General features: G+C 28.8%; 14 protein-coding genes. All 14 read left to right on the top strand.

Translation table 11 applies throughout. From position 1 onward, the window contains the following. The first annotated feature begins 105 nt into the window (after positions 1-105). The 14 genes from HF520_RS10085 (at position 106) to sigG (ending at position 14574) form a co-directional block, all read left to right on the top strand. Complete coding sequence (locus HF520_RS10085) at positions 106-1479, top strand: UDP-N-acetylmuramoyl-tripeptide--D-alanyl-D-alanine ligase (protein WP_168573904.1); 1374 nt, start codon at positions 106-108, stop codon at positions 1477-1479. A 37-nt stretch (positions 1480-1516) separates the two neighbouring features. After that, positions 1517-2482 carry a phospho-N-acetylmuramoyl-pentapeptide-transferase gene (mraY, locus tag HF520_RS10080; RefSeq protein WP_207711061.1) on the top strand — a complete coding sequence of 322 codons (966 nt, stop codon included), beginning with the start codon at positions 1517-1519 and terminating at the stop codon, positions 2480-2482. A gap of 16 nt (positions 2483-2498) precedes the next feature. Next, positions 2499-3860 carry a UDP-N-acetylmuramoyl-L-alanine--D-glutamate ligase gene (murD, locus tag HF520_RS10075; protein ID WP_168573902.1) on the top strand — a complete coding sequence of 454 codons (1362 nt, stop codon included), beginning with the start codon at positions 2499-2501 and terminating at the stop codon, positions 3858-3860. A 43-nt stretch (positions 3861-3903) separates the two neighbouring features. Further along, positions 3904-5055, top strand: a complete 1152-nt coding sequence (gene spoVE / locus HF520_RS10070) for a stage V sporulation protein E (RefSeq protein ID WP_207710994.1) — start codon at positions 3904-3906, stop codon at positions 5053-5055. Positions 5056-5069: 14 nt separating this feature from the next. Further along, on the top strand, positions 5070-6314 hold the full coding sequence (murG, locus tag HF520_RS10065; RefSeq protein WP_168573901.1) for an undecaprenyldiphospho-muramoylpentapeptide beta-N-acetylglucosaminyltransferase: 1245 nt from the start codon (positions 5070-5072) through the stop codon (positions 6312-6314). 73 nt (positions 6315-6387) lie between these two features. Then, positions 6388-7641 (top strand): UDP-N-acetylglucosamine 1-carboxyvinyltransferase, encoded by a 1254-nt coding sequence (murA, locus tag HF520_RS10060; RefSeq protein WP_168573900.1) that lies wholly within the window; start codon positions 6388-6390, stop codon positions 7639-7641. A 169-nt stretch (positions 7642-7810) separates the two neighbouring features. Continuing rightward, entirely contained in the window at positions 7811-8554 is a 744-nt protein-coding gene (locus tag HF520_RS10055) for a cell division protein FtsQ/DivIB (protein WP_168573899.1), read from the top strand. Positions 8555-8580: 26 nt separating this feature from the next. Further along, positions 8581-9309 (top strand): DUF881 domain-containing protein, encoded by a 729-nt coding sequence (locus tag HF520_RS10050; RefSeq protein WP_243155141.1) that lies wholly within the window; start codon positions 8581-8583, stop codon positions 9307-9309. Next, positions 9290-10000, top strand: a complete 711-nt coding sequence (locus HF520_RS10045) for a DUF881 domain-containing protein (RefSeq protein WP_243155140.1) — start codon at positions 9290-9292, stop codon at positions 9998-10000. The genes HF520_RS10050 and HF520_RS10045 overlap by 20 nt, the downstream gene beginning before the upstream one ends. A 60-nt stretch (positions 10001-10060) precedes the next feature. After that, complete coding sequence (locus HF520_RS10040) at positions 10061-10414, top strand: small basic family protein (RefSeq protein WP_168573898.1); 354 nt, start codon at positions 10061-10063, stop codon at positions 10412-10414. Between the two features lie 105 nt (positions 10415-10519). Beyond that, positions 10520-11662, top strand: coding sequence for a cell division protein FtsZ (gene ftsZ / locus HF520_RS10035; protein ID WP_168573897.1), 1143 nt, complete (start codon positions 10520-10522; stop codon positions 11660-11662). Positions 11663-12103: 441 nt separating this feature from the next. Further along, on the top strand, positions 12104-12940 hold the full coding sequence (locus HF520_RS10030; protein ID WP_168573896.1) for a sigma-E processing peptidase SpoIIGA: 837 nt from the start codon (positions 12104-12106) through the stop codon (positions 12938-12940). A gap of 38 nt (positions 12941-12978) precedes the next feature. Next, positions 12979-13713 carry an RNA polymerase sporulation sigma factor SigE gene (sigE, locus tag HF520_RS10025; RefSeq protein WP_168573895.1) on the top strand — a complete coding sequence of 245 codons (735 nt, stop codon included), beginning with the start codon at positions 12979-12981 and terminating at the stop codon, positions 13711-13713. 87 nt (positions 13714-13800) lie between these two features. Beyond that, positions 13801-14574 carry an RNA polymerase sporulation sigma factor SigG gene (gene sigG / locus HF520_RS10020; RefSeq protein ID WP_168573894.1) on the top strand — a complete coding sequence of 258 codons (774 nt, stop codon included), beginning with the start codon at positions 13801-13803 and terminating at the stop codon, positions 14572-14574. Positions 14575-14760: the final 186 nt, after the last annotated feature.

Here is a 14760-nt window from a genome sequence, read left to right as displayed (position 1 = left end):
TATAAAGTTAAAATTTATTTTGGGGCAATGTATACATATACATTGCCTTTTATTAAGATGAGTTGTAAAATAATAAAGCGTATAGAAAAAATAAGGAGGAGTGGTATGGAAAGTCTAACAGTCAACGAGTTAGTAATTGCGACTCAAGGAAAATTAGTTTTAGGAAATGAAAATTATATTATAGATGATATTGTAATAGATAGTAGAAAAGCAAATGAAAAGAATGTTTTTGTAGCCATAATAGGAGAAAATTTAGATGGTCATAATTTTATGCAAAGTGCATATGAAAAAGGCTGCAAAACTTTTATAAAAAATGAAAAATCTAATATTGAATTCAATCATTCAGATGTTAATGTTATAGAAGTTAAAGATACGGAAATTGCTTTAGGAGATATAGCAAGATATTATAAAGAAAAATTTGAAATACCTTTTATAGGTATAACTGGTAGTGTAGGAAAAACTACTACTAGGGATATGGTATATGCAGCAGTTTCATCTAAATTTAATTCATTAAAAAATGAAGGTAATCTTAACAATCAATTAGGGGTACCTCTTACATTATTTGAATTAAATAAATTACATGAATGTGCAGTAATAGAAATGGGCATGTCAGGATTTAATGAAATAGAATATTTAGCTAATATAGTTAATCCTAAGATTGGTGTAATATCAAACATAGGTCTTTCTCATATAGAACGATTAGGTTCACAAGAAGGAATCTTAAAAGCTAAAATGGAGATAACTACAAACTTTGATTCATCATGCACTTTAATAGTCAATGGAGATGATAAGTTTTTATCAACTTTAAAAAATAAAGAACATATCTATACCCTTAAAACATTTGGATTTGATAAAGATAATGATATATATTGTGAAGAATTTACAATGGTAGAGGATAACATAACTTTCACATGTGTAATAGATGATAAAAAAGAAGAAGTTTTCATACCGACAGTAGGAGAGCATAATATATATAATGCTATGGCAGCAATACTTGTGGGAATGACTTTAGAAATTCCTTTAGAAAATATAAAAGAAGGTTTAAAAAATTATAAAGCGACAAAAATGAGATTAGATATAGTTAAAGGAAATGAAATAACTATAATAAATGACACTTACAATGCAAGCCCAGATTCAATGAATGCGGCATTAAAAATATTAGGTAGATACAATGAAAGAAAGGTAGCTATCTTAGGTGATATGTTTGAAATGGGTGAACATGCAGAGTATGGGCATAGATTAGTTGGTAAATCTGCAGTAGGAAACACAGATTTACTAATAACAATAGGAGATGATTCAAAGTTTATAGGAGACGAAGCCAAAATTTTAGGATTTAACTTAGAAAACATATATCATTTTGCAACTAAAGAAGAGGCAATAAAAAAATTAGATGAATTAATACAAAAAAATGATGTTGTATTAGTAAAAGCATCTAGAGGTATGAAATTAGAAAAGATAGTAGAATATTTAAATAGGTAAATAACTTAAAGAAAAGCCAGCAGGGAGAGGAGTTTATATTATGTTAGGAATAACAGAACTTACGTATACAGCAATGATTTCATTTCTAATAGTAATTATACTAGGACCGATATTTATACCGATGTTAACTAAATTTAAATTCGGTCAAACAGTTAGAGATGATGGACCACAAACGCATTTACAAAAAAATGGTACACCTACAATGGGTGGAGTACTTATAATAATAGCAATACTTATTACAGGATTAACAAGAAGTAATATAAGCTCAGACATGATTGTAGGGCTTATATGCATAGTTGGATTCGGATTTGTAGGATTTGTAGATGACTTTATAATCATAAAGATGAGAAGATCATTAGGTTTAAAGCCATGGCAAAAAATAGTTATGCAAGTAGCTTTAGCTTTATATGTTTCTTATTATCAATACAGCTCATCACCAAGTGCAACACAACTTATAATACCATTTACTGAGACTGTTATAAACCTAGGACCATTATATATACCGCTAATGACATTTATGATAGTTGGTATAGTAAATGCAGTTAACTTAACAGATGGTTTAGATGGTTTAGCATCAGGAGTAACTTTAATAGTTGCAGGGTTCTTTATGTTATTCGCAACATCTATATCAAATATGGAGGTTGCAGTACTTGCATCAGCGACTGTAGGTGCATGTATAGGATTTTTAGGATTTAATGCTTACCCAGCTAAGATATTTATGGGGGACACAGGTTCAATGGCCTTAGGAGGTGCTGTAACGGCTTTTGCAGTATTAACAAACTCTATGCTTTTATTTGTATTAGTTGGAGGGATATATTTTGCAGAAGCAATATCAGTTATGCTTCAAGTAACTTACTATAAGTTAACTAAGAAAAGAATATTTAAAATGGCTCCAATACATCACCACTTTGAGCAATGTGGATGGCCAGAAACTAAGGTAGTATTTACTTTCTGGATAGTGACGGTAGTTTTAGCTTGGATAGGAATAATAGCTGTATTCTAAATTGGAGGGAAGAAAGGTGGAACTTAAAAATAAAAAAGTTTTACTAGTTGGTCTTGCAAAAACTGGAGTATCTACAATAAAGTATTTAGATAAACTAGATGCGAAGACTATTGTGAACGATATAAAAAATAAGTCACAATTAGAAGATATATTAAATGAATTAAAAGATATAAAAAATGTAGAATATATATTAGGATATCATCCGGAAAATGTAGATGATATTGATATGGCAGTGGTATCTCCAGGGGTACCTTTAGACCTGCCTTTTATATGTAAATTAAAGAAAAATAACATCAAAATAATAGGTGAAGTAGAATTAGCATATAGATTATCTAAGAATAATCCTATTTTTATAGGGATTACAGGTACAAATGGTAAAACTACTACTACTAGTATAGTTGGAGAAATTTTCAAAAAGGCTAATAAAGATACTTATATTGTTGGGAATATCGGAAATCCCGTTATAGATACAGTTGATACTACAACTAAAGAATCTATATTAGTAACAGAATTAAGTAGTTTCCAGTTAGAAAGTATAGATGAATTTAGACCAAAAGTAAGTGCATTTTTAAATGTAACTGAAGATCATATGAATAGACATCATACTATGGAAAATTATATTGCTGCGAAAGCTAGAGTTTTTGAAAATCAAAAAGAAGATGATTTTACAATTTTAAATTATGATGATTTGCAAGTAAGAGATTTAGCAAAAAATTGTAACTCTAAAGTTATATTCTTTTCAAGAAAAGAAAAATTAAATAAAGGAATATATCTAGATGAAAATAATAATATAATTATAGATATAAATGAAAAAATAGTTCTATTAAATGCAAGTGAACTAAGTTTACCTGGAGATCATAATTTAGAAAACTGCATGGCAGCTATAGGTATAACTTATGTAAGTAATATTGACCTAGAGATAATAAAAGATGTATTAAAAACATTTAAAGCAGTTGAACACAGACAAGAATTTGTAAGAGAGTTAAATGACATAATGTTTGTAAATGACTCAAAAGGAACTAATCCAGACTCTACTATAAAGGCAGTTAAGTCTTATAATAAAGATATAATATTAATTGCTGGAGGTAAGGATAAAGGAAGTAGTTTTGATGAACTTCTTGAAATTGCAAAGGAAAATGTAGTAGCCTTAGTATTATTAGGTGAAACAGCACCTATAATAGAAGAAGCTGCAAAAGAAAAAGGCTTTGACAAAATATACATAGTAAATAATATGAAAGAAGCCGTAGAAACTTCATATAAAATTGCCAAGAAAGGTGATGTAGTTTTACTTTCGCCTGCATGTGCAAGTTGGGATATGTATAGTAATTTTGAAGTAAGAGGAAAAGACTTCAAGGATAATGTAAACAATTTAATATAACCTCTATACTGCTATAACGAATGCAAAGGGAGGTAAGTCTCATATGCCTAAAGAAGGTTTGAAGCCTAAAGAAAAAGGTTTGAAAAGACAAATCAAAAAAGGAATGAAGACTGAATTTGATCCAGTAGTATTTTATACTACTATGACATTAGTATTTATAGGCATAGTAATGGTGTTTAGTGCAAGTTACATACAAGCTGCATTTAAACACCACGATGCCTTTTATTTTTTAAAAAGAAATGTAATTTATGCTATTTTAGGTTTTATAGGAATGATGATAACATCTAGAATAGAATATACATTTTGGAAGAAAAATGCTACCAAAATTGGTATAATAGCAATAGTTTTATTAGTTTTAGTGTTAACACCACTAGGAATAGAAGCAAATGGTGCAAAAAGATGGTTAGGAGTTGGTGGAGCGACTATACAACCAGCAGAAATTGCAAAATTTGCATGTATACTAATAACAGCTAAATTAATTGAAAAAAGATATGAAAATATAAAATCTTTGATGAAAGGTGTTTTACCACTTCTTTTAGTTCCAGGTATTTTCTTTGCACTTATAATACTTCAGCCTAATATGTCTACAGCTGGTACTATAATATTAGTTATTTTTGTAATGTTATTTGTAGCAGGTATGAGTATGAGATTTGTTGCTACCATGATAGGTATAGGAGCGGGACTATTTGCTGTGTTAGTTCTTTCAGCGCCATATAGACTAAAAAGAGTATTGTCTTTCTTAGATCCATTTCAAGACCCATTAGGATCAGGGTATCAAGTAATTCAAAGTTTATATGCTATAGGTTCAGGTGGATTATTTGGCTTAGGACTTGGAAAAAGTAAACAAAAGTATTTTTACATACCAGAACCACAAAATGACTTTATATTTGCTATAATAGGAGAAGAATTAGGACTAATAGGATGCATAGTAGTTATGATGCTATTTGTCATATTAGTATATAGATGTATTAGAATAGCATTAAAATGTTCTGATGTATTTTCTTGTATGGTAGTTACAGGTATAGGTGCGCAAATTGGAATACAAGCAGCTTTAAACATAGCGGTAGCTACTTCATCTATGCCAGCAACAGGAGTTGCTTTACCGTTTATAAGTATGGGAGGAACCTCGCTGACCATACTAATGGGAGCTGTAGGTATAGTGTTAAACATCTCAAAGCATGTCAAAATTAACTAACAGGAGATGATTCAATGAGAATTTTATTATCAGGCGGAGGTACTGGAGGTCATGTATACCCAGCAATCGCCATTGCAAATAGAATAAAAGAGCAACATCCAGACGCTGAGATAATGTTTGTAGGTACAGAAAAAGGAATAGAATCAGAAATAGTTCCTAAGTATGGATACGAGTTAAAAACAGTTACAGTACAAGGATTTAAAAGAAAAATAGACTTTGATAATGTAAAAAGAGTATTTAAACTATTCAAAGGATTAGAAGAGTCAAGAAAGGTTGTTAAAAAGTTTAAGCCAGATGTAGTAATAGGTACTGGTGGATATGTAAGTGGTCCAGTATTATTTAATGCGGCTATGAGTAAAGTTCCAACAGTAGTTCATGAACAAAACTCTTTTCCAGGAGTAACTAATAAAATACTATCAAAGGTTGTAACAAGAGTTTTAACTAGCTTTGAAGATTCTCATGTAAGATTCCCAGAAGGAAGCAGGGAGAAGTTAGTTTTAACAGGAAATCCAGTTAGAAAAGAAATATTAGTAGCAAGAAAAAATATTGCAAGAAAAAATCTTGGAATAAGTGAAGATAAAAAGATGGTTCTTTGCTATGGTGGTAGTGGGGGATCAGAAGAAATAAATGAAGCTATGAAAGTAGTAATAGAAAATATGGTAAAAGAAGATATAGCATTTATATTTGCTACTGGAAAGTATTACTATGAAGATTTTTCTAAAACTTTAGATCATCTAAACTTAAAACCTTATCAACAAGTAGTTCCTTACTTAGAAGATATGGCAAATGCATTAGCAGCAAGTGATTTAGTAATTGGTAGTGCAGGGGCAATTTCTTTAGCTGAAATTACAGCTTTAGGTAAGCCATCTATAATAATACCAAAGGCTTATACTGCAGAAAATCACCAAGAATATAATGCAAAGAGTATAGAATCAAGAGGTGCTGGTATTGCTATATTAGAAAAAAACTTGACTCCAGAAAGATTAAATGAAGCAGTATTTAAATTATTAGGAGATAGAGAACTTTTAATAGATATGGCAAATGCGAGTAAAGAAATAGGAAAACCAGAAGCTATAGATTTGATATATGATGAAATAATGAAAATCTATGAAGCTAATAACAAATCAAAGGTTAGCAAAAAAGAAAATAAATCTAAAAAAGCAGAAGCAAAGGCTGTTGAAGAAAAAAGCGATGAAAATAAATCTGATGAAATGAAATCAGAAAATCAACCAAAAGTAATCGGAATTAAGAAAAAGTAACATATACCCCCTCTAGTACATAGATTTAAATATAGAGCATTTTGATTTAAATCTACTTCTAGGGGGGGTAATTTTGTCTAAGTATATAATAAATGGATGTAACAAAATAGAAGGAACTTTAAGAATTAGAGGTGCCAAAAATGCTATATTACCAATAATGGCAGCTACTATACTTAATGAGAGTATTAGTATAATTCACAATGTACCTTGTATATCAGATGTTTTTGTTATGATTAGAATATTAGAAAGTATAGGATGTAAGGTTAGCTATAGCGAAGATACTTTAATCATAGATAGTTCTAATGTCAATTTTAATAAGATAGATGAAGAGTATGTAAGAAAAATGAGATCATCTATAATTATTATGGGAGCTATGATAGGTCGATTAGAGTGTATTGAAATAAGTCATCCAGGAGGGTGCGCTATAGGAGCAAGGCCGATAGATTTACATTTAAAAGCATTAGAATGCCTTAATGTGAAAATTGAAGAACATGATGGTGTAATTAGTTGCTGTAGACAATACCTTGAAGGAAATGAAATTAGATTTGAAAGAACAAGTGTAGGTGCAACTGAGAATGCGATGTTGGCAGCTGTTAAGGCAAGAGGTATAACTAAGATATATAATGCCGCTAAAGAACCAGAGATAGAAGATTTGCAGAATTTTTTGAATGCAATGGGTGCAAAAATTAAAGGTGCGGGAACAGATTATATAGAAATTGAAGGGGTAGATAAGCTAGATAAAGTTGAATATAGTGTAATACCGGATAGAATAGCTATAGGAACTTATATGGTAGCTAGTGCTATGACAGGCGGACGACTTGAGGTTGAAAAGGCTATAAGAGCACATATGGAACCTATAAGTAATGTATTAACAAATGCAGGGTGTAACATTAACTATACAGAAAGTGGACTTACACTAATACCACCTAAGAAAATTAAAACTATAGATTTTCTAAAAACTTCTCCACATCCAGGTTTTCCAACTGATATGCAATCACAATTAATGTCTTTAATGACCTTATCTGATGGTATAACTATATTTTTTGAAACTATTTTTGAAAATAGATTTATGCATTGTAAAGAGCTTATAAAAATGGGAGCAGATATAAAGTTATTAACAGATAAGATTTGTATGGTAACAGGTGTAGAATCTTTGTGCGGAGGAAAAGTAAAGTCAACGGATTTAAGAGGAGGAGCAAGTCTTGTGTTAGCTGCACTTGCAGCTGAGGGCGAAACTGAGATTTCTGATATATATCATATAGAAAGAGGATATGAAAATTTAGAAGAAGTGCTTCGTAGTTTAGGCGCGGATATTAGAAGAATTTAAAGGCTCAAAATAGAGCCTTTTATTATATATTAAAATAATAAGTAAATTTAACGGGTGTAATCAAGTATATTGTAAAAATAAGATTTAAATTGCTTTTAAAAGTATAGCCTCCTATGTAGGGAAATATAATAACAAGGTTGTATTTTAATATATATTAGGAGGTGGGAGTTTGAAAAAGAGAAAAAGAAAAAGAAAAAGAAGGAAAGATAAATTAATAATAGTTTTAACTTTTATACTCATGGTATCTTTAGGTGCGATATCGTTAGTAAAAAGCAATATTTTTAATCTAACTAAAGTCGAAATTATAGGTAATACAACTTTAAAGGATGACCAAATCATTGATTTAGAAAAATTAGTAACAAACAAAAATATATTTACTTATAACTTAAAAAAGGTAAGAAAAGAAATAGTAAATAATCCTTATATAGAAGATGCTCAAGTAAAAATAAAACTTCCTAATAAAATAGTAATAACTGTTAAAGAAATAGATATTGTAGCTGTATTATTTAATGGAAATGAATATTGCTATATAGATAGTAGTGGAAATTTAATTGAAAAAATTAATAATTTAGAAGAAAATAATGATAAAATAATATGTAGTGTAGATTATACACTAAGTAATAATTCTATTACCTTTAAAAATCAAAAAGAAAAAGACGGTATGCTAAAAGTATTAAATATTATAAAATCTGAGTATTTAGAAAAAGAAGTGAAACAAATTGAGTATACAAATGAGGATGAAATAAATATAATAACTAAGTATGGGACAAAATTTTTAATAGTAGATGATAAAGAATTAGAATATAATATAGCTAGGGCTAGCAAAATATTAGTAGATCTACAAAGTAAAAAAATTAATGATGGAATAGTAGATCTAACATATAGTAACTATGCCGTATATAAACCAAGTTGATAAGCAGCAAATGAGGAGTGATTAATTTGCATAAGAAAATATCTTATAAAAGTCTAGTAGTAGTTACAATTATACTAGGGATTTTTATAAGTTTACAGCTAAAAAGCATAAATCAAGAAAATAATGGAATGACGACCTTAAAAAAAGGAGAACAACTGACTCAAGAATTAAAATCATTAAAAAAAGAAGAGGAAGACTTAAAAGAAGAAATAAAAAGAATACAAGATGATATAGATAGTTATAAAAATGCTAAAGATGGATCTTTAGAAGGAAATATAAGTTCTGAAATAAAGAAATATGAAGAGTTAGCAGGATACACAGATGTGAAGGGGCAAGGAGTAGTAGTAACGATAAAATCTGTTACGGAAAGTGGAAATATAAGTAATGCATCTTTAGATGGAATAAGTTATAATTTTGATTTGTTACTTTCTCTTATAAATAAGTTAAACTCTGCCCAAGCAAATGCAGTATCTTTAAATGGTCATAGGATAGTTTACAACTCATATATACATTTAAAAGAAGACAAGCTATATTTAAATGACTCTATTATAAAAGAGCCTTTTGTAATAAAAGCTATTGGTAATGCAGATACATTAGCATCAGCACTTCAAATAAAATATGGTATTGTCTGGGAAATAGAAAAATACTATAATGCTAAAGTTACTGTAGAAAAAAGCGATAATATAACTATAAAGGCTTCTAATGAAAGAGAATACTTAGATGGTGTAGATATAAATGAAAAAGATGAAGATTAATAAACAAAAAATTAAACGAGCTCTATTAATGTTAGCGGCATTTATAATAGGATTATCTATAACTATTTATGTAAAATCTATGAATCCAAATAATGTATATATTACTCTAGAAGAAAAGAGAAATCTTGAAGAAGAAATTAATGATATTAAGATAGAAATATCTAAATTAAAAGAAAGAAAAAAAAATTATAGTGAAAATTTAAAATCATATGAAGAAGTTTTAGAAGATGAGAATAAGTCACTAGAAGATCTTATGAAAGATGAGTTGGAGTATTTAAAAAAAGTAAGTGGATATGACGATATTGAAGGTAGTGGTGTAACTATAACTATAAAAGATAGTGAAAGGGAATTAGCTAGTGGTGAAAATCCTAATGATTTATTAGTTCATGATATAGATATTCTAAGAATCTTGAATGATTTAAAAAAGGCTGGCTCAAAAGCAATATCCATAAATGGAGAAAGAGTCTTACCTACAAGTGAAATAAAGTGTTCAGGAGCTACAATAACAGTTAATAAGAATACCTATGGGCAACCTTTCATAATAAAAGCAATAGGAAATATAGATTCATTAATGGCTAGTATAAATTCTCCAGAGTCATATGCAAATTTATTAAGAGATGGATATGGAATTTATATAAATGTAGAAGCAAATGAAAAAATAAAGGTGAATTTTTATGAAAAAGCTAAATAAAGACATAAAAAGCTTGAAAAATTGCAGTATTTCAAAGTAAAATAAAGAAGGTGAATATTTATGTTGTGGATACTAGGAGGACTAGCACTAGGCGTAGTCATTGGTTATTATATTCCCTTTACTTACCCAATGGATTACTCTATTTATATGTCAGTAGCAATACTTGCTGCATTAGATTCAATTTTTGGTGCAGTAAAGTCGACATTTGATGGAAAATATGATAATTTAATATTTATTACAGGATTCATTGGAAACTCGTTGTTAGCTATATTCTTAACATACATAGGTGATAGATTAGGGATACCAATTTATTACGCAGCCATATTAGTTTTTGGTTCGAGATTGTTCGACAATTTATCTAGAATTAGAAGACATATCATTTTAAGGTTAAGTAATAAAAAAAGAGGAAAATAAGTATTTTTGTGGAATAAGTTAGTTAAATATTAACAAATTATGTAGATTAAATGGTATAATCATTACATAGATTTACTTTGAATCGTAAAACAAGGAGGTTTATAAATGCTAAACTTTGACGTAGAATCAGATAATTTTGCGCAGATAAAGGTAATAGGTGTAGGTGGCGGTGGAAATAACGCTGTTAACCGAATGGTAGAAGCACAACTTAAAGGTGTTGAGTTTATAGCGATTAATACTGATAAGCAAGCTTTATACACATCTAAAGCTGAGTATAAAGTTCAAATAGGAGATAAGCTTACTAGAGGGCTTGGAGCAGGTGCAAACCCTGAAATTGGGAAAAAAGCAGCTGAGGAAAGTAAGGATGAAATAATAAAGTTACTAGAAGGTGCGGATATGGTATTTGTTACTGCCGGAATGGGTGGAGGAACAGGTACAGGAGCAGCTCCATTAGTTGCTCAATTAGCTAAGGAAATGGGTATACTTACAGTAGGAGTTGTTACTAAACCTTTCGTATTTGAAGGTAAAATAAGAATGAAGAATGCTGAAAGAGGTATAGAAGATTTAAAAGCAAATGTTGACACTTTAATAACTATACCTAATGATAAGTTATTACAATTAGTACAAAAGAATACATCTATGTTAGAAGCATTCTCTATAGCTGATAATGTATTAAAACAAGGTATACAATCTATATCAGATCTTATAGCAGTACCAGGTCTTATAAACTTAGACTTCGCTGATGTTACTTCAATAATGAAGGAACAAGGTTTAGCTCATATGGGTATGGGTAGAGCTGTAGGTGAAAATAGAGCTGTAGAAGCTGCTAGAGAAGCTATACAATCACCATTACTTGAAACTTCAATAAAAGGAGCTAAGGGAGTACTACTTAATATAACAGGTGGATCTAATTTAGGTCTATTTGAAATAAATGAGGCCTCTACATTAGTTCAAGAATCATGTGATCCAGAAGCAAACATTATATTTGGAGCATCTATAAGAGAAGACTTAGGAGATGAAATAAGTATAACTGTTATAGCAACAGGGTTTGAACATAATCAACCTCAAGAGATGAGAATAAATGACACTATAAGCAAGTTTACAACTAAGCCAGTTGAACCTGAAGTTAGTAAACAAGAAGTTGTAGCAGAACCAGTTAAAGAGACTGCTGTTACTAAAGAAGAGCCTAAAAGAGTTGAAGAAGATGATGAAATGATAATACCAACTTTTTTAAGAAGAAGAAGATAATAGATATAATTTTAAATATAAAAAGATAGTTAAATATTATGTTAGTGAATATATGGTTATATTTCACTTTCTAATATAAGCTATCTTTTTTTTATTTTATAAACAAAAGTCAAATTGTTACTTTGATGAAGTTATAACTTAAAATCTATAAAAGTATAAACATAATTATATATTTATATAAAAAATTAAATAGAATAAATTTATATAAAAATAATAAGTAATTTATACTGATTTTTTACCTATATACTAGTTATTCTACAAGTTAATTCTACTAATAAATACTGAGGATATATTTATTAGTTAAAAATAAAGGGAAATGTAGTGTTTTTATAAGTGAATTTAGAAATTTTATGCATAAGCTTCGACTATAAAAAATGACATAAAATTATGTAAGAATTAGAGTATAATGAACTAAAGGTTCATGAAGAGGGGGAGTAGGCAATGTATATAGATTCTTATATTATAGAGAACCTACTAATAAATTATATTATTATAAGTTGTACTTCTATTCTTACAAAAAATTTTAATACTAGAGTGCAAAAGCTACTTGGTGCAGTTTTAGGTGCAATATATTCTGTAGCATACATATTTCCAAACTTAGAAGTCTTATTTACTATTCCATCAAAAATAATATTCATAATAATAATAACTTTAGTATCATTTAAATTTAATAGTAAAAAAGAGTATATAAGGATACTTATAATGTTTTACTTAGTTAATATTTTTATTTCTGGAAGTACATACTTTATAATTTATTTTACTGGTATTAGTCATTTGAAAATATCATTTTTAATTGCATGCTCATATTTTAGTTGTAAGCTTCTTCAATATATATACAGAGATATAAAAACTATCAAACACTTAAAAGATTTCACTAAGACAATCACAATAAGCTTATTAAATAATAACTGTAATTGTGAGGCATTATTAGATAGTGGTAATTTTTTAAAAGATCCTATTAGTAAAAATGATGTAGTTATAATTAAGTCTAGTATATTAACATCCTTATTACCAAATTTAGAACTTAACCATGATTATAAGGATATAAGTGTAATAAATGTTGATGAGATAATTAATGACTTAGATGATGAGTTATCGGCTAGAGTTAGATTGATTCCTTATAGACATGCAGGTAGTAATCAAGCAAATATGATCTTAGGATTTAAGGCAGACTACTTAGAAATAGATGAAAAGAAGATTAGGAATATAATTATAGGAGTATCAGATTTTAAGGATGAAGAATATAGTGCAATATTAAATCCAAGCATCTTATCTTAACTAAAATAAATATGGGAACATTAAAGGGGGAGAGTAACATGAAGTCAATATTAAGCAAGTTTATAGCTAAATGTAGAATGCTGACTTTAAAGATAGGGGTAAAATTAGGAATTATAAAATCAGACAGTATTTATTACATGGGTGGAGTGAATATACTTCCACCACCATTAAAACCAGAAGAAGAGAATGACTTACTAAAAAGGCTAGAAAATGATGAAAGTGTTAAAACTACACTAATTGAAAGAAATTTAAGATTAGTTGTATATATATCTAGAAAGTTTGAAAACACAGGTATAGATGTAGAGGATTTAATTTCTATTGGTACAATTGGTCTAATAAAGGCTGTAAATACATTTAAGTTAAATAAAAATATAAAATTAGCAACCTACGCATCAAGATGTATTGAAAATGAAATATTAATGTATCTGAGAAAAAATAATAAAAAGAAAGCAGAAGTATCATTTGATGAACCGCTTAATATAGATTTAGATGGAAATGAGTTGCTTCTTTCAGATGTATTAGGAACAGAAAATGATGAGATTTATAAAATTATCGAAGAGGAAATTGATAAGGATTTATTAATAATGGCACTTGATAGATTGTCCGATAGGGAAAAGCAAATTATGGAATTAAGATTTGGACTAACTAATAAAGGTAATGAACGAACACAAAAAGAAGTGGCTGGAATGCTTGGCATATCTCAATCTTATATTTCTAGGCTAGAGAAAAAAATAATTTCAAGGCTAAAAAAGGAAATGAAAAAATTTGTATAAAGCAAATAATTCCTTCTTAAAAGTATAAAAATAATTGATGTGTAAATAATTTCATATATACAAACTTTTAAGAGAGGACTGAAACTTATGCAAATTAATAAAGTTGAAATCTGTGGTGTTAATACATCTGAGCTTCCGGTTCTTAAGAATAATCAAATGACTGAGCTTCTTTTAAAAATAAAAGATGGTGATGAAGAAGCTAGACAGCAATTTGTAAGAGGAAACTTGAGATTAGTTTTAAGTGTAATACAGAAGTTTAATAACAGAGGGGAAAATATAGACGATTTATTTCAAATAGGATGTATAGGACTTATAAAAGCTATTGACAACTTTGACTTAAGTCAAAATGTAAGATTTTCAACTTATGCAGTCCCTATGATTATAGGAGAAATAAGAAGATATCTAAGGGACAATAATCCAATTAGAGTTAGTAGGTCATTAAAAGATATTGCATATAAGGCTTTACAAGTAAGAGAAAGATTAGTAAGAAGTAATGCAAAAGAACCTACAGTATCAGAAATAGCAAAAGAATTAGGATTAGAAGTTGAATCAGTAGTAATGGCATTAGACGCAATACAAGATCCAATATCTTTATTTGATCCAGTATATCAGGATAATGGAGATGCTATATTTGTTATGGATCAAGTTCAAGATAAAAAAGATACCGATGAAAATTGGCTACAAGAGATTGCTTTAAAAGAAGCGATTAAAAAATTAAATAGTAGAGAAAAATTAGTATTAGATTTAAGGTTTTATAAAGGGAGAACACAAATCGAAGTAGCTGATGAGATTGGAATATCTCAAGCACAGGTATCAAGAATAGAAAAAAATGCACTTAAAAATATGAGAAAGTATATATAAAATTTAACTTTAAAGAGCATGTATAAATGCAAATTCACATATCATTATAAAGAAGGTACATATTAAGTGAATTAAGGCATTGGTCATGCTCTTTTTTTTATGAACTTTATTTTTTATGAGAAATTTAAATTAGTTCTTTTTTTTTGGCCAAGTACATATTTATTTTTTAAAGGAGGGAGATTATAA

The sequence above is a fragment of the Romboutsia sp. CE17 genome (genome assembly GCF_012317385.1).
Lineage (GTDB): Bacteria > Bacillota > Clostridia > Peptostreptococcales > Peptostreptococcaceae > Romboutsia_E.
This window is presented reverse-complemented; position numbering and strand designations above follow the sequence as displayed.